We start from the raw sequence: 16254 nt of genomic DNA, 5'->3' as shown, positions 1-16254 counted from the left end.
GATAGTCTGACGCCCGCGCTTTGCACGGGCGTCGGCAGGCCGTTCGTCAATCCCGCTGAGAACGGCCCGGACAAGGGCTCCCAGCAGGCACTAGATATCCAGCATGGCCAGCACGTCCTTGGGGTAACGCAGGCCTGCGGTTGCATCGGCAGGGAAGATCGCATCCAGCGCAGCCAGTTCGTCCGCGCTGAGAGAAATCGACAGCGCCTCCACATTCTCTTGCAGATAGGTGCGCCGCTTGGTGCCGGGAATCGGGATGATGTAATCGCCTTGAGCCAAGACCCAGGCCAGCGCCAGTTGCCCGGCCGTCACACCTTTGTCTGCCGCCAGCGTCTTGACCTGTTCTACCAGCCGCAGGTTTTTCGCAAAGTTCTCACCCTGAAAGCGCGGGCTGAAGCGTCGGTAATCATCGGCGCCGAAATCATCCGGGCTCTTCAACGCGCCGGTGAGAAAGCCTCGGCCCAGTGGGCTGTACGGCACAAACGCGATGCCCAGGCGCTGGCAGGCCGCGAGGCAGCCATTGTCTTGCTGGTCGCGGCTCCATAGCGAATATTCACTTTGCAGGGCGCTGATGGGATGGACCTTATGCGCCCGTTCCAGAGTAGCGGCGGACGCCTCGCTCAGGCCCAGATAGCGCACCTTGCCCTGTTTTACCAGGTCGGCCATGGCACCCACGGTTTCTTCGATGGCCACGTCGGGGTCGATACGGTGCTGGTAGTACAGGTCCAGCGTATCCACCCCCAGGCGTTGCAAGGTGCCGTCGATGGCGTTGCGGATATACTCGGGCCGGCCATTCACCCCGCGCACTATGGGGTTGGCAGGGTCGCGCACAATCCCGAATTTACTGGCCAGGAACACCTGGTCGCGCTTGCCGGCAATAGCCTTGCCGATCAGTTGCTCATTGGTGTGCGGGCCGTACATGTCCGCGGTATCTAGAAAATTGACGCCCAGCTCTAGGGCGCGGTGCAAGGTTGCGGTGGCTTCGGTGGTATCGCTGCCGGGCGTGTAGAAGTCGGTCGTGCCCATGCAGCCAAGGCCAATGGCAGATACATGCGGGCCGTTTTTACCGAGTTGTCGAGTGTGCATAGGGAAGCTCCTGGTGATGAGGAGCCCATTGTTACCCTTGAAAAAATGCAGATAAACCCGCTAAAAGTGCTATCACTGTTCGTAATATCTAAACAATCTCCCACAGGAGCATTCTCTTGGATCGTTTTAACGCCATGCGCGTGTTCACTCGGATTGTCGAGTTGGGCGGGTTTGCCAAGGCCGCCGACAGCCTGCAATTGCCACGCGCCTCCGTGACAATTCTGATCAAGCAACTGGAGGCCCATCTCGGCGTGCAACTGCTGCAGCGCACCACGCGCCACGTCAGCCCGACCCTGGATGGCGCGGCGTACTATCAACGTTGCGTGCAGTTGCTGACCGATCTTGAGGAAACCGAGGCGGTGTTCTCCACGCGGCGCCAGAACCCTCGGGGCATCTTGAGCATTGATATGCCCTCAGGCATTGGGAGCTTGATTGTCATTCCGGCCTTGCCAACGTTCACCGCGTTGTACCCACAGATCGAGTTGGAGATCGGCCTCAATGATCGGCCAGTGGATTTGATTCGCGAAGGCGTCGATTGTGTGTTGCGGGGCGGTCCGGCCTTGGACGAATCGCTGGTGGCGCGGCCCTTGGCAATGATGGAACAACTGACGCTGGCCAGCCCCGCGTACCTTGAACGCATGGGCACGCCCACCTGCCTGGAGCAGTTGGCGGGTCACCAAATGGTCGAGTATGTTTCCCGTGCCAGCGGTAAACGGTTTGGCCTGGAATTTCTGCTGGGCAGCGAGTTGCATCCGATCAACCTGCCGAAAGTGGTTGCCGTGAACAGCTCCGCGGGTTACTTCGCTGCGTGCGAAGCCGGCTACGGGCTGATCCAGGCACCTCGTTATCACGCCCTGCGCCAACTGGCCGAGGGCACCCTGGTGCAGGTGCTCCCTGATGTGGCCGTGCCGAAGATGGCGCTGACTGCGTTGTACCCGCCCCATCGGCAATTGTCGCAGCGGGTGCGGGTGTTCGTCGATTGGCTGGTGCAGTTGTGCGCCCGGCCCGGCACCGGTTTACAAGGCTAGGCTTGCGCCCTGCGATAGGCGCCAGGCTGTTGCCCGGTAACTTTATGAAAGGCTCGGGTAAACGCCGCCACCGATTGATACCCGGCTGCCAGCGAAACCTCGGCCACGGTCTGGTCCGCCTTGAGCAACCCACAGGCGTGGCGCATGCGGATCATCAGCAGTACTTGCCCGGGTGACTGCCCGCACAATTCGCTGAAGCGCTTGAAAAACGCCGAGCGCGACAACCCGGTACAGGCCGCCATGCTTTCCAGGCTCCAGGGCTCGGCCGGGCGGGCGATCAATTGTTCCAGCAAATGCGCAAACGCCGGTGCCCGGCCCAGCGCCGCCAAGCCGCCAAGCTCGGTGTTGTCGAGTACTTGCTGGCGCAATACATACAGGAACAGCAGGTGGCACAGGCGCTCCAGCAGCGCGGAAGAGGGCGCTGGCGTGCGTGCGCATTCGTGCAGGATCAACTCGAACAGGCTGCGTGCGGCCGTCAGCGACGGGTCGCCGGCGCGCAGGATGATCCAGCTGGGCAGGGTGTCGACGATCAGTGTCGACAAGCCGGATTGAAAGTGAAAGAAACCGCAGACTAATCCCACCCCGTCGGTGGCCGTGCTGTCGAGGGGCAGCATCGCACGGCGTGGGCACTCCTGGGCACCGGCTGCCGTGGCTTGGCCGGACAGGCGAAAAGCAAAGTCACGCAGCAGAAACACCGCGTCACCATTATTCAGGTGGTGGGGCATTGGATCGCCGTCGATATGCAGCCAGCATTCGCCTTGCACAATCAAATGGAAGCTTGCCTGTGCCAGGCCGTGGGTGCTCGCGTGCCAGTCACCGCAATAACGGCCGACGTGAAACAAACTGGTGTTGAGTTCGAGGCTATCTAATAACCAATCGACAAGTACATCGGACGAATTCATCTAATGGAAAGACTCAAGAGCAAGTAATCGCTACTTTAGCCTATTGAGCGCTTTTTTTAGAACCAACAGACTGGGGCATTGAAACCCAACAGGAGTCCACTTCATGTCCCGTGTACCGTTGCTCACGCCTGAAACCGCACCGGAAGCCGCCAAACCCTTCCTGGAAAACGCGCTCAAAGCCTCGGGTTTTATTCCTAACCTGCTGGGCGTACTGGCCAACGCACCGGCCGCGCTGGAAACCTACATCACCGTCTCCGGCTTGAATGCCAAGGCAGAACTGAGCCTGGCCGACCGTGAAGTGGTGCAATTGATTGCCGCCACCAGCCACGGTTGTGATTTCTGTGTCGCTGGCCATACCGCGGTTGCCCGCAACAAAGCGAAGCTGCCCGAGGAGGTGATCGAGGCCTTGCGCCGCCGGGGTGAGTTGCCTGACGCACGCTATGAGACACTCGCCGCCTTTACGCGTGAGGTGATCGCCACCCGTGGGGATGTGAGTGACGCGGGCTTTGAGGCGTTCCGCGCCGCCGGCTACACCGACGGCCACGCGCTGGAAGTCATCCTGGGGGTCAGCCTGGCAACCCTGTGCAACTTCGCCAACGTGTTTGCCCGTACCCCGCTGAACCCGGAGCTGGCGCAATACCGTTGGGAAAAACCGGCCAACTGATTTGGCGTTGGCCCACCTGCTGTAAAAGGAGAAACATGAATGCTTGACCCAATCTTGAGCCGTTGGCTCGATGTTCAAGCGCAGGCCCTGGACGTGGGCAGTTGCGATCCACAGGAAGTGCTGCCGCGGCTGGCAGAAGCCAATATTCTGAAAATCGGTGTACCCACCCAGTTGGGCGGCCTGGGCGGTGACGTGGCGGGTGCGGTCGAGGCCATCGCCAATGTAGCCAGCCATTCCCTGGCGGCGGCGTTTGTGTGCTGGGGCCAGCGCTCGTTTATCGAGTACTTGCTGCAGAGTCCCAATCAGCGTCTGCGCGAGCAACTGATGCCTGACCTGCTCAGCGGCAAGTTGGCTGGGGCCACCGGGCTGTCGAATGCGATGAAGTTTCTGTCGGGTATCGAGTCGTTGCAGATCAGCGCCGAGCCCAACGACCACGGTTGGACCCTCAACGGTCGCCTGCACTGGGTGACCAACTTGCGCAAGAATGGCTTTGTCGCTGCGGCGGCCATCGAGCATGCAGGGGGCGGCGCGCCATTTATCCTGGCGATTCCGGATTCGGTGGCCGGGTTGCAGCGCTCCCGCGACCTGGAGCTGCTCGGGCTGCAATCGAGCAACACCGCAGCGCTTGGCCTGGAAGGCGTGGAGCTGAGTCGCGAATGGTTGCTGCACGAGGATGCGCGCAAGTTTTTACCGGCGGTACGCCCGGCGTTTCTAGGCTTGCAGTGCGGCATGTCGATTGGTTTGGCGCGGCGTTCCCTGGCTGAAGTAGCCCACCATTTGGGCGCCAGTCGCACCGTGTTGCGCGACGAGTTGGAAGCCCTGCGCGTGACCCTGGATCATCTGGTCAGCGAGCTTAAAAGCGGGCTGTTGGCCGGGCGCTTTACCGCCGAGCCGATACCGCTGTTCAAGCTGCGTATCGCGCTGGCCGAAACCGCCGCCAGCGCTGTGCAGCTTGAACTGCAAGCCAGCGGTGGCAAGGCCTACCTGACCGCCCACGGCAGTGGCTTTGCCCGGCGCTGGCGCGAGTCGGCCTTTGTACCGATCGTAACGCCCAGCCTGGTGCAACTGCGTACCGAGCTACACCGCCAGGCCAATCTATGAGCCAGGCGGTATTGACGGCCCAGGGCATTTGCCTGGGGTATGGCAGCGGGCCGGTGTTGCAAGGCTTCGACTTGCACTTGCAACCGGGTGAAGTGGTGTCGATCCTAGGCCCGAGCGGCGTGGGCAAATCCAGCCTGCTGCGCGTGCTAGCCGGCTTGCAGGCACCTCAGGCTGGCCGCGTGCAAGTATTGGGCGAGCCGTTGAGCGGCCCGCATCCGCGCGTGGTGGTGGCTTTTCAAGACCCGAGCCTGTTGCCTTGGCTGACCCTGGAAAAAAACGTTGCCTTCGGCCTGGATTTCGCTCGCCAACCGCACTTGAGTGGTGAAGAACGCCGCCGTCGTGTTGACCACGCCATTGCAGCGGTGGGGCTGGAGCCTGCGCGTCAGCAGTTCCCGGCGCAATTGTCCGGTGGCATGGCACAGCGCACGGCACTGGCCCGCTGCCTGGCGCGTCAGCCACAAGTGTTACTGCTCGACGAGCCCTTCGGCGCGCTCGATGAAGTGACTCGCGCCGATATGCAGCACCTGTTGCTCAAGGTCAATCGTGAGCAAGGCTCGGCGGCCGTATTGATCACCCACGACATCGACGAAGCGCTGTTGCTGTCGGACCGCATCCTGCTACTGGGTAACCGCCCGGCGCGGACGTTGGGCGAGTGGGCTATCGACCTGCCGCACCCTCGGGAAGAGCAGGTCGAGGCCATTGGCGCGCTGCGTATCGAGATTTTGAAAACCTTACGGCAGGCGAGCCGCCCTCAACCCAACCCCCTTGAACAACAGGAGTTTACCCATGTGTCTGGATGACCTGACCCACTCGCGCCGTGACTTTCTCAAGCTCTCTGCCGTGCTCAGTGCCGCGGGCGCCTTGCCCCTGTTGAGCAGCCTGCAGGCGCGCGCCGCCAATGAGCCCGACGCGCCGGTCCGCATCGGCTACTTGCCCATCACTGACGCCACGCCACTGCTGGTTGCCCACAACAACGGCCTGTTCGAAGCCGAAGGCATCAAGGCCGAGCGCCCGGTGTTGTTGCGTAGCTGGGCCCAGGTGATCGAGGCGTTTATCTCCGGCCAGGTCAACGTGATACACCTGCTGTCGCCAATGACCGTATGGGCGCGCTACGCCAGTAAGGTCCCGGCCAAAGTCGTGGCATGGAACCATGTGGGCGGTTCGGGCTTGACCGTATCCCCAGGCATTACCGACGTGAAGCAACTGGGCGGTAAGTCGGTGGCGATTCCGTTCTGGTACTCGATCCATAACGTGGTAGTGCAGCAACTGTTCCGCGATAACGGCCTCACACCGGTCACCCGCGCCACCGGCAGTTCGATTGCTGCCAATGAGGTCAACCTGATCGTGTTGCCGCCCTCGGACATGCCTCCGGCTTTGGCGAGCAAACGCATCGACGGCTACATCGTCGCCGAGCCGTTCAATGCCTTGGCAGAAAACCTCAAGGTCGGTCGCGTGCAACGCTTCACGGGTGACGTGTGGCGAAACCATGCCTGCTGCGTGGTGTTCATGCACGAGCACGACCTGGCCAACCGTCCGGAGTGGTCGCAGAAGGTGGTGAACGCCATCGTCAAGGCCCAGGTGTGGACCCGCGACAACCGTGAAGAGGCAGTGAAGCTGCTGTCCAAGGATGGCCCGAACCGTTACACGCCCCATGCCGAGCCGGTTTTGAGCAAAGTCCTGGCGCCGGCGGCCAGCGACCGCGCCTCCTACGTGGCCGACGGCGCGATCCAGCACGCCAACTGGGACGAGCACCGCATCGACTTCCAACCGTACCCGTTCCCCAGCTACACCGAAGAACTGGTGCGGCGCTTGAAGGACACCTTGATCGAAGGCGACAAGAAGTTTCTCGCAGGCCTGGACCCTGCCTTCGTGGCCAAGGACCTGGTGGACGACCGCTTCGTGCGCAACGCGATCGAAGCCGTGGGTGGCATGCAGACCTTCGGTTTGCCGGATGGTTATGAGCGGCACGAGGAGATCGGCGTTTGAACAACAGCAGAATCCCCGGCTGGTGGCTGGGGCTGAGTGGCTTGGCGGGTTTGCTGGTGCTGTGGTGGCTGGGCGTGAACGTGTTCGGCGAGGCTGATGGCCTATCGGCGCGCTTTTCCCTGGAGGCCACCGCCAGCAGCTTGTGGGAATTGCTCGGGCGGGGTGAGTTGTACCTGCATATCGCCGTGAGCCTGAAGCGTATTTTCGTCGGGCTGTTTATCGCGTTGTTGGTAGGCGTACCCCTCGGGTTGCTGGTGGGCAGTTCGCGTAACCTAGAGGCGGCGACCACGCCGGCGTTCCAGTTTCTGCGGATGATTTCACCACTGTCCTGGATGCCGATCGTGGTGATGCTGATGGGTGTGGGCGATCAGCCTATCTACTTCCTTCTGGCCTTTGCCGCTGTCTGGCCGATCATGCTCAACACCGCAGCGGGCGTGCGTCAGCTCGACCCGCGCTGGTTGCAGTTGAGCAAGAGCTTGAGCGCGACGCGTTGGGAGACATTGCGTCGGGTGATCATTCCTGGCGTCGTCGGCCATGTGCTGACCGGCGTGCGCCTGGCCATCGGCATCCTGTGGATCGTACTGGTGCCCTGCGAAATGCTTGGGGTCAGTGCGGGACTGGGGTATTACATCCTCGATACGCGTGATCGCCTGGCGTATTCGGAGTTGATGGCGATGGTGGTGGTGATTGGGGTGCTGGGGTTTGCGCTGGATGCGTTAGCGCGTTGGTTGCACCAGCGGTGGGTGCATGGCGGCTGATGGGCTCGAACGTTGCCTGCGTGCTACGCAGGCAACTATTTAGCGTGTTATCAGGTTGCTGGCGAAAAGATTTGCAGATCTCCCGCCAGATCGTTGTCAGCGTTCAGGGTACCCAGCGGGCCCGGTTTGGCATCCGTGGAGTTCGTGCCGTAGCCCACCTTCATGCCTGTTCGTTCGTAAACACCGATGCCAATGCCTCCGGTCGCCTCAGCCAAGCCGGTGACGCCTTGAGTGGAGTTGATGTGTTGGCGGCCCACCAAGGCGATCACTTTACCCTTATGCTTGTGTTGTTCAATGACGCGTGCGGCGTAGTAGTTGAACTCTTTGAGTCTTTTCAGGTTTCGTTCGGTTTCGCTTAGCGTCGTGTAGGCCTTACGGTCATGCCGGTGGCGTGTCAGATAAAAGTGGTCAAGGGGCACGACTTCTATTCCGGCATCCTTGAATTTTCTGATCAACGTATGCAGATTGAATTGAGGGTGGGCGGGCCGCAAACCGTGGCCTGTATGGCCCATGCCATCGTCCTTGAGTAGTCCATTGTTGTCATAGACGACACCTTCAATGCCGACCACCTTTACATTTTTGCGCTTGAACAGGTCGATGCTTGCGTCAATTTCGCGGAACATGGCCAAATGCTGGTGACTCTCGCCGAATACCACCACGTCGGAATTGTCCAAGGCTTTTTCGATCAGGTCGGGCACTGTCTCGTAAGGTTTCGTTTCTGGAATTATGGGGCGATTTTGTGGGTTCAACGGGTCCAGTTTTTGATGGAAAGCTTCCATTTCTGCGTTGAACCGCTCTTGTGTCGGTTGCCTTCGGCTGGGTGTGAAGTGGCCTTCGTTGGGGGCGCCTTTAATATGTTTTACGTATTCGTCTTTGATGGCGTCCAGATGATCGGTTTTGTTTACGATCGTCGGCGTGTGTCCATTGATGTTCGGCGCTTTTGGGGTGGGTCTTTTGTAGGGTTGAAATCGCGTGTTTTGCCGAGCGTTCATGTGCCCCCGAGGGGAAAAGTCAGCATGGGGTGAGGGTGGCATCAGCGTATGTGCAGGATCAAAAGCTTGAGGCGCACCGTAAGCCTCCTGCTTATGCACATCGTAGGGGTACCATTTACCGTTGTGTTTGACGGCAGAGCCATGAACCCGCTGGTTGCCCACCTTGAAGGTCCCGGTTGCCGCTGCCTCGTAGCGGCTTGCGGCGCTGATCAGCGCTTCGTGGCTTGCGCTTCCCTTCAGGGATGGCACCGCACCAGCTATCGCTTCAACGCTTTCGTAAATGAATTTACCCGAGCCCTTTAGCAGATCACCCACGCCGTTTAACGGGTTCAACTCCTTGAGCAGGGCTGGCACCATGATTTTCGTTGCCTTGAGCGCCTTGCTCACTGCTGACCCAGCCGTACCCAGTACTTTTCCGAGTTTGGCCGCCAAGCCGATGCCGGCGGTGACCAAACCGAAAATATCCAGGGTGACGTCAGTGATCCCCTCGCCGTAGTTGCCGTCCATGAAATTGACGATTGCGGAACGGAAGGGAATAAGGTCGAGCAAAAACTCTTTGAAGTTCGTCAGCTTTTCATGATTACGCTCAAAGGTCGTGGTCCCCGCAGCGGCTTTCTTGATGGCGGGATTGTCCAGGTCCAACGCCTTGAGCACGGAGTCGGCGATATGGTGAGTGCGTGGGTTCAGGAACATATACGGCTGGGGTGCCGTGGAGGGCTGTTCGCGATCCAGCTTGCTTTCCTTCAAATCACCCAGGTCGATCCATGAAAACGGCACAGGGTTGGCCGGGATACTTGCGAGAATCGATTGCCCGCTGTCGACGATCTTGACGTTGTCTCTGTCCGGATAAAATGGCTCTTCCCTGATTATCTCGTTGGAGAACTTGACAGGGGCCGCCGGTGTTTTTCGGTTGCCCCGGCTTCGGATAACGCCGTTTACCGTATCGAACTCATAGGTGGTGGTTTGTCCATTGTTTTGCGCGGTGACCAGTACCGTAGGGCTGGTGTGAAACAAGGTGTCACCTTCGAAAGGGATCATGCCCACCTTGTAACTTTTTTCTTGAAAATAATTGAGCTTGCCCTGGGTCAAGTTTTTTCTGTCTTCGGGCGGCAGGTTGCTGAGCGCGTTGAGGAGAGCTGTTTTTTTAACGGTCTTATGATTGTCCAAGGCGGTAGAAAAGGCATCCTCAAACGCTCGTTGAATATTGAATGGCGCGCTGTGGGTGAAGGCAATAACGGCATCAAGGTCCACGCCGGTATTTTCTTTCGTGAGTACCCAGCGACCCTCCATGACCCGTTCTTCCATGACGATTTCCACCAGTGAGCGCGGCGCGCTGGGCGTATCGCCATTGTATCTGGAAAACATCTTGAGCTCGAAGTCCATGCCAGGGCCGAATGTCTTCACGAGGAGGTCCAGCGCCATGTGTTTACGGCTTGGAAAACTCCCGCCGATGAGCGATGAGGCTTCTATCAGCGTATCGAGTTGTGCTTTGAACAGCGCCTGGGCTTTTTCCAGGTCGGCTGGCTGATACAGGGCATCGTCTTTCGCTGGAAGAATGTCATTGGCCACGGCCCAATCCAACATCACTGCGGCTTGCGCAGAGGCGGGCACGGCGCCAGCAGTGTCGGCGGTGATCATCACTTCGGCATAAGACAGGGCGGCCACGCGGCCTGGAGTCTTGGCTTCAATGGCGGCTACTGCAATGCAAAGGTTCGCCCACGCGGCGCTGCCGTAAACTACCGAATCAGGAATGTCCTTGACCAGCAATTGCGGCGCAGTGCGTCTGAGTAACAGATGTGCGGCCGCGCCAGCGAGCTCAGGGGATTCGCGCCCCGTGTCAATCAAGTGTTGGCGCAGGCTGTTGGTGATGGTCGAAAGCGGTTTGCCCCAATGACTTTTCTGCGCCAGGTCGAAACCCGCCACATGGTTTCGCACAGGCGCCGTCAACGACTCGGGGTCCAGCATCAATTGGATCGCCGCCAGGGCATAGTCGTTTGCGCTGGTGTCGGTGGCGATACCATTCATTTTGGTTTGCATGGCTTGGCCGAGAGCCTGGCCATCCTTGGAGCTGATCAGGGTTTCGAGCACCTTGACCGGGTCCGCCAGTGCCTGCTCGGAGAAACTCAGGTTTCTACCCAGATGTTCCAGTACGCCGCGCTTGGGATTCCCCTGCGGTAAGTCGGGATCGCTGTTGGCATGTTCGACGGCGGCCGTGCGCAGCGTGTCTTGTTGGCTGACATCCAAGGGGATCGGCCAGGACAGGCCCCCTGCGAAGTTGCCCAAGGGGTGTTGCTGTGCGCGTGCTTTTGCGCTTTGCGCCAAGGCCAGCAAGTCGACCACGGTCTTGGGCAATGGCACGCCGTTTTCAAGCAGGAAGGCTTCGAGGCTTACGGACATGCCAGGTGTCCGTATGTAGGCTTGGTAATGGGCTGAGTCTGGCGCGATATTCATCGGCGTATTTTTCAGCAGGGCCGACACCTCACGTTCTGTCGGGCTTTGCGGCAAGGCCTGGGCAGACTCGTTGAGTTTTTGCGCAAGGTATCGCCAGTTTTTCTGATCACCCAGGCGTTGATCCAATGCCTGGCGCGCGTCGATGCTGTTCGCGCGCTCGTCCAGCCATTGCGCACGCGCCAACAGGGCGCTGTTGCCGTCGAAATGCGGTCCCAGGTCGGCAGCCTCAGGCAGGCCCGTCTCAGTCAGAAGATGCCCCCACGGGTCGACAAGCGTCGGCTCAACGTTGTTCGACTCATACAACGCTTGCAGTGCGTTACTCACCTGATGCCGCTGGCGCTCCAGCAACTGCGGCACGCCTGTGGCAATGACGTCGCCGGTCACTGGGGAGAGGTCCTGGCTCAAGTGATTTTTCCAGTCATCCTTCAAGCCGTTTTGAACCTCCACCGGCAAACTCTGCAGTAGCTGCGCTGCGGCTTCGGGGTCGTCATTAATGCGTTGACGCAAGGTCGCAAGTGCCTTGGCCGGGCTGTCGAAGGTTTCGTAGCCATCGCGAGGTGTGTAGAGCACCGTCAGGCCTTGCTGTTGGCCAGGAAGTAAGGTGCGGTCTGTCTGTGCGCTACTGAATGGGCGTGTCGCCGACGATCCATCGCTGCTGGTGATCAGGAAGGCCCCTGCCAGCAGGCTTCCCTCTGGGCTTGGGGTATCCAATTTGAGCGGGTAGACACCGGGCCTTTCGCCATCCCTCATCGCGCTTTCCTGAGCCTGCAGGGTTGGATACTCAAGCGCCTTGTCGATCAATGATTTGGCGGCGGGCGTTAACGCACCGTCTTCCACGCCCAAGGCGGCGAGGGTGGACAGCATCTCTCGGTGGATACTGAGCAATTCGTTCTGGGGTGACTCGGGGTTGGGTTCGCCCGTGCGTGGCTCGGTCCAGAATCGGGAAAGGCTCAGGGGCAGTTCTTTTTCGATGGTTTGTGCAATCGAAAGGAGGGTGTCGCGAGCGTGCAATTGCTGGCTGCTTTCGCTTGGCGAGGCGCTGGTGTAGAAGCCGACTTCCGTGCTGGCAGTACTGGTCGAGGCCTGGGCGCCGGGAGGTGCCTTGAGCTGGCGCAGTGCGTTGAACAGGGCTTCGGTGATGCTCTGCACCGAGATTAATGTGCGTTGGCCGTGTTCATCAGTGTGATAGCGATGCACATACAGTGACGAGGCGTCTACAGGCGGTGTAGTACCGAAGCTGCGATTCAATTGCTGCTCGATAACACTGCTGAGCGTCGGCTGGCGCAGCAGCAGTGCCTGGATGTCCTGGTTGAGTTGTTGGTATTGATTGAGCAACACGCGTTGATCAGTTATTTGAAGGCCCTTGATCAGGTCAGAACGAATCGCACTGACCGGCGTGATCGCATCCACGTCCGGAACGGCTATCGTCTGGACCGTCCCTGGCATCGGACGGGTGTGGGCAGGAGCGGCGATTTCATCGCTGGAGACGTTTCGGCGCAGGCGATGGTGGGCGATACCTGAAATCAAGTGAGTTATTCCAATGGCATTGGCCCACGCGTCCTGATGATAATCCGAGGGATGATTCTTCCTTGTTTGGGCCTCGAATGATTGGGATGAGAGCGTCGGAAGGTTCCGAAGGCGCCCGGGGAAATGTTATTAACGAATATGTAACGCGTCGGTGCAGCAACACGGGGAAAGTGGGCTTGCTGCACACAGTGAGCACGCAGGGGCAGCTCGTTAGGGCGGAGTACTCCCGAGGGGATCAGCGACGTTCGTAAACTCGGCCGCCATCATCGTGGCGATCATGCCAGCCACCGCCGCGCGGGAAGAAGAAACAACCGCCCAGGCTCAGCATGATCATCAAGGGAACCAGCAGGATGAGTCGTCGAAGCATTTCACAATTCTCCAAGGGGCTTCAAAGGTCTGTCAGGCGTAGGACAAGCCAAATCTGTTCATCGCCTGTAACATAAGACCCCGCCGACGCCGTGCCATCCCCGTAGTTGGGTATGTGCTTGGCATGCGCGGCGATACACAGTGGATACATCCTTCAGGTCCAGGAATTCGTCATGACCCAAAAGCAACGCTTGAAATACTCGCTTCTGATTGCCCTGGCTGTACTGGGCGCGATGTTCGGCCTGTCTTATCTGCAGAACACTGGCTTGATCAGCGAGAAAACCTTCCAGTACCTGGCCATCGCGATTGCCGTGGTCGTCGTGGTGATCAACGGCATCATGCGCCGCAAGGTCAAGCCTAACTTCTGACGCGTGTCAGTCAGGCACGACCTTCGAGTACCTTGGCAGCCTCTTCATGGAGGCTGTAGCTCTTGTCGGCGTTCAGGGTGATCACACCCTCGCTGCACAGACGCTTGAGTACCTCGCGCACGCTGAGAAACGACAACGGAATGCCCAGCTCCAGCAGGTGGCTGTGCACGCCGCGTACCCCGAGGGTGCGCTGGTTGTCGGCAGCGGTGAGGAGGGCGTCGATGACCTTCAGCCGGATCAGGCTGGTGCGCAAACCGAAACACTTGAGCAAATGGCGGATGCGCTGGTTGCCCTGCTGTTCGGGCGCGTTGCCGAACGCCCGTGTGTCGTTGCCAAAGTGAGTATCGGTGGCCTTTGAATGTCCATCCGTGGGCACTTGCGGGTTATACATGCAAAAACTCCTTTTCTTTTCAGAGCCTGATCAGGAAAAGATGGTGCTCTTGAGTAATAAGACGAACGAGTGAGGCAAATCATGAAACGATGAATGTAGAAAATTTGTCGGTATCAGATTTGTCACCTTTCAAGCGCTGACGATATACAGCCTTGTGCGGCTAAATTATTCCGGTCGATTTGCGTTCTTACGGTGGGGTAACCATCCCTTGTGAGGGTGTTCAATTTGACTGTGGAGTCGGCGTGATTATTTCCAACGGGTTGTCCAGAGTGGGCGTGGCAGGGCTGTTGCTGGGGTTGAGCCTGGCCGTATCGGCACGGGAACAGGTAACGCAGGCGTCGGCGGATATCCGGCGTACCAGTTATGGCGTGCCGCATATTCGCGCCTTTGACGAGCGTGGCCTGGGGGTGGGTATGGGGTACGCCTATGCCCAGGACAACCTGTGCTTGCTGGCCAATGAAGTGGTCACGGTCAATGGCGAGCGCGCCAAGTTTTTCGGGCCGGACCAAGCGACCCTGCAAGAGCGCAACAACCTCGCCAGCGATGTGTTCTTCAATTGGTTGAATACCCCCGAGGCAGTGGCGGCATTCTGGAAAGCCCAGAGCCCGCAGATGCAACAGCGCCTCGAAGGGTACGTGGCCGGCTACAACCGTTACCTCAAGGAGCAGGGCGCACCCGCGCATTGCCAGGCCGCGTGGGTACGGCCCTTGGTAGTCCAAGACCTGGTCAAGTTGACCCGCAGGCTATTGGTGGAAGGGGGCGTCGGCCAATTCGCCGAAGCCCTGGTCGGGGCAACACCACCCCAAGCCACCGCCGATGTCCAATCCGACGCCAAAGGCTTTGCACTGGCCGCGGCCAACCAGCAACGCTTCACGCTGGACCGAGGCAGCAATGCCGTCGCCGTGGGCCGTGACCGCTCATTCAATGGCCGTGGCATGCTGCTGGCCAACCCGCATTTTCCTTGGCTGGGCGGCATGCGTTTTTACCAGATGCACCTGACCATCCCTGGCCAGCTGGATGTGATGGGCGCCGCATTGCCAGGGCTGCCCGTGGTGAACATCGGTTTCAACCAGCATGTGGCGTGGACCCACACCGTCGACACCTCCAAACACTTCACCCTGTACCGCTTGACCCTCGACCCCAAGGACGCCACCCGTTATCTGCTGGACGGCAAGTCCATCCCACTGGAAAAAACGGCCGTAACAGTCCAGGTCAAGCAAGCTGACGGCAGCCTCAAGGCCGTGTCCCACAACGTCTACAGTTCGCAGTTCGGCCCCGTGGTGCAATGGCCGGGCAAGCTCGACTGGGACAGCCACTACGCCTTCAGCCTGCGCGACGCCAACCTGAGCAACGACCGGGTGCTGCAACAGTGGTACGCCATGAACCGCGCCAGCAGCCTCAAGGAACTGCAAAGCTCGGTGCATACCCTGCAAGGCATCCCCTGGGTCAACACCCTGGCCGTCGATGACCAGGGCCAGAGCCTGTACATGAACCTGTCGGTGGTGCCCAACGTCAGCGCCGCTAAACTGGCAACATGCAGCGACCCACGGGCCGGCCTGCAAATGATCATGCTTGACGGCGCCCACAGCGCCTGCGCCTGGGATATCGACCCGCGCGCGGCCCAGCCCGGTATCTTCCCGGCCGACCAGTTGCCCCAACTGCAACGCACCGACTACGTGCAACACTCCAACGATTCCGCCTGGATGGCCAACCCCAAGGCGCCGCTAACGGGCTTTTCGCCGGTGATCAGCCAGGACAACATCGGCCTCGGCCCGCGTGCGCGCTTCGCGCTCCAGCGCCTGCAAGCCCTTGAGCAGCAGCCGATCAGCGTCACCGACCTGCAAGACATGGTCATGGACAACGAGGTGTACCTGGCGGGCCAGGTCATGCCCGACTTGCTGACATTCTGCGCCAACCAACTCGGCACCGACGCCAACGCGCTACAACCGCTGTGCACCAGCCTGAAAAACTGGGACCAGCGCGCCAACCTCGACAGCGGCGTGGGCCTGGTGCACTTCATCAACCTGATGCAACACCTGCAGCAAATCCCCGATGCCTGGCGCGTGGCCTTCGACCCGGCCCATCCACTGACCACCCCAAGCGGCCTCGCCATTGACCGCGCCCCTGTCGCCAAGGCCCTGCTGGAAGCCATGCTGGCCTCCAGCGCTGAGGTCAGCAAACTGGGGCAGACCCGCTGGGGCGATATCCAAGTCTCCGGCCAAACCCCCATCCACGGCGGCCCGCAAGAAGTGGGCATCTACAACGCCATGCAAACCGTGCCCCGCGCCGACGGCAAACGCGAAGTCGTCAGCGGCACCAGCTACCTGCAAATCGTCAGCTTCGACGACAAAGGCCCCAACGCAGTCGGCGTCCTGGCATTCTCCGAGTCCAGCAACCCGGCGTCCGCTTATTCAAAGGACCAGACCCAAGCCTTCTCCGAGAAAAAACTGCACCCGTTGCCCTTCACCGAAGCCCAGATCAAGGCCGACCCGCACTACCAAATCCAAACAGTGAAGGAGTAGGGCAGACGCGCAACCCCTTGATGCCAAGGCAGAATATTTTTTGAAATCAAGGGGTTGCAGGCCTAGGCAAATGAGTACATAATGGCGCCCATCGAACGCAATGAAGCATCAA

The 16254-nt window shown here is 59.8% G+C and carries 13 protein-coding genes; 8 read left to right on the top strand and 5 right to left on the bottom strand.

What is annotated here, in order from left to right:
• Positions 1 to 90 precede the first annotated feature (90 nt).
• Positions 91 to 1086: an aldo/keto reductase gene (locus AC4PS6_RS05355; protein WP_492180746.1), complete on the bottom strand. Its 996-nt coding sequence runs from the start codon at positions 1084 to 1086 to the stop codon at positions 91 to 93.
• 116 nt (positions 1087 to 1202) lie between these two features.
• Here AC4PS6_RS05355 and AC4PS6_RS05350 point away from each other — a divergent pair, with 116 nt between their 5' ends.
• The gene (locus tag AC4PS6_RS05350) at positions 1203 to 2114 is read left to right on the top strand and encodes a LysR family transcriptional regulator (protein WP_058409930.1); all 912 of its coding nucleotides are present in this window, start codon (positions 1203 to 1205) and stop codon (positions 2112 to 2114) included.
• Here the strand turns inward: AC4PS6_RS05350 and AC4PS6_RS05345 are convergent.
• On the bottom strand, positions 2111 to 3016 hold the full coding sequence (locus AC4PS6_RS05345; protein WP_103451614.1) for an AraC family transcriptional regulator: 906 nt from the start codon (positions 3014 to 3016) through the stop codon (positions 2111 to 2113). The two genes, AC4PS6_RS05350 and AC4PS6_RS05345, sit on opposite strands and share 4 nt — an antisense overlap.
• 103 nt (positions 3017 to 3119) lie before the next feature.
• Between AC4PS6_RS05345 and AC4PS6_RS05340 the strand changes: the two genes are divergently transcribed.
• Genes AC4PS6_RS05340 through AC4PS6_RS05320 form a run of 5 tightly spaced genes read left to right on the top strand, consistent with a single transcriptional unit; the run spans position 3120 to position 7525 of the window.
• Positions 3120 to 3680: a carboxymuconolactone decarboxylase family protein gene (locus AC4PS6_RS05340; RefSeq protein WP_032902407.1), complete on the top strand. Its 561-nt coding sequence runs from the start codon at positions 3120 to 3122 to the stop codon at positions 3678 to 3680.
• A gap of 39 nt (positions 3681 to 3719) precedes the next feature.
• Positions 3720 to 4781: an acyl-CoA dehydrogenase family protein gene (locus AC4PS6_RS05335; protein ID WP_014718596.1), complete on the top strand. Its 1062-nt coding sequence runs from the start codon at positions 3720 to 3722 to the stop codon at positions 4779 to 4781.
• Positions 4778 to 5581 carry an ABC transporter ATP-binding protein gene (locus AC4PS6_RS05330; RefSeq protein ID WP_014718595.1) on the top strand — a complete coding sequence of 268 codons (804 nt, stop codon included), beginning with the start codon at positions 4778 to 4780 and terminating at the stop codon, positions 5579 to 5581. Before AC4PS6_RS05335 ends, AC4PS6_RS05330 begins: the two co-directional genes overlap by 4 nt.
• Entirely contained in the window at positions 5568 to 6767 is a 1200-nt protein-coding gene (locus AC4PS6_RS05325) for an ABC transporter substrate-binding protein (RefSeq protein WP_019817131.1), read from the top strand. The genes AC4PS6_RS05330 and AC4PS6_RS05325 overlap by 14 nt, the downstream gene beginning before the upstream one ends.
• Positions 6764 to 7525 carry an ABC transporter permease gene (locus tag AC4PS6_RS05320; protein WP_019817130.1) on the top strand — a complete coding sequence of 254 codons (762 nt, stop codon included), beginning with the start codon at positions 6764 to 6766 and terminating at the stop codon, positions 7523 to 7525. The genes AC4PS6_RS05325 and AC4PS6_RS05320 overlap by 4 nt, the downstream gene beginning before the upstream one ends.
• 50 nt (positions 7526 to 7575) lie before the next feature.
• On the opposite strand, the gene AC4PS6_RS05315 is transcribed toward AC4PS6_RS05320, so the two are convergent.
• Positions 7576 to 12495: a membrane-targeted effector domain-containing toxin gene (locus AC4PS6_RS05315; protein WP_492180745.1), complete on the bottom strand. Its 4920-nt coding sequence runs from the start codon at positions 12493 to 12495 to the stop codon at positions 7576 to 7578.
• A gap of 235 nt (positions 12496 to 12730) precedes the next feature.
• Entirely contained in the window at positions 12731 to 12862 is a 132-nt protein-coding gene (locus AC4PS6_RS05310) for a hypothetical protein (RefSeq protein ID WP_019817128.1), read from the bottom strand.
• A gap of 172 nt (positions 12863 to 13034) precedes the next feature.
• On the opposite strand from AC4PS6_RS05310, the gene AC4PS6_RS05305 reads away from it, so the two are divergent.
• A complete protein-coding gene (locus tag AC4PS6_RS05305; RefSeq protein WP_336827279.1) occupies positions 13035 to 13229 on the top strand; it encodes a hypothetical protein in 195 nt (64 codons plus the stop codon).
• A gap of 10 nt (positions 13230 to 13239) precedes the next feature.
• Here AC4PS6_RS05305 and AC4PS6_RS05300 read toward each other — a convergent pair whose 3' ends face one another.
• Positions 13240 to 13620, bottom strand: coding sequence for a hypothetical protein (locus AC4PS6_RS05300; RefSeq protein WP_014718590.1), 381 nt, complete (start codon positions 13618 to 13620; stop codon positions 13240 to 13242).
• A 242-nt stretch (positions 13621 to 13862) separates the two neighbouring features.
• On the opposite strand from AC4PS6_RS05300, the gene pvdQ reads away from it, so the two are divergent.
• Positions 13863 to 16142 (top strand): bifunctional acylase PvdQ, encoded by a 2280-nt coding sequence (gene pvdQ / locus AC4PS6_RS05295; protein ID WP_198833099.1) that lies wholly within the window; start codon positions 13863 to 13865, stop codon positions 16140 to 16142.
• Positions 16143 to 16254: the final 112 nt, after the last annotated feature.

Source organism: Pseudomonas sp. DW-iso17 (genome assembly GCF_058725345.1).
This window is presented reverse-complemented; position numbering and strand designations above follow the sequence as displayed.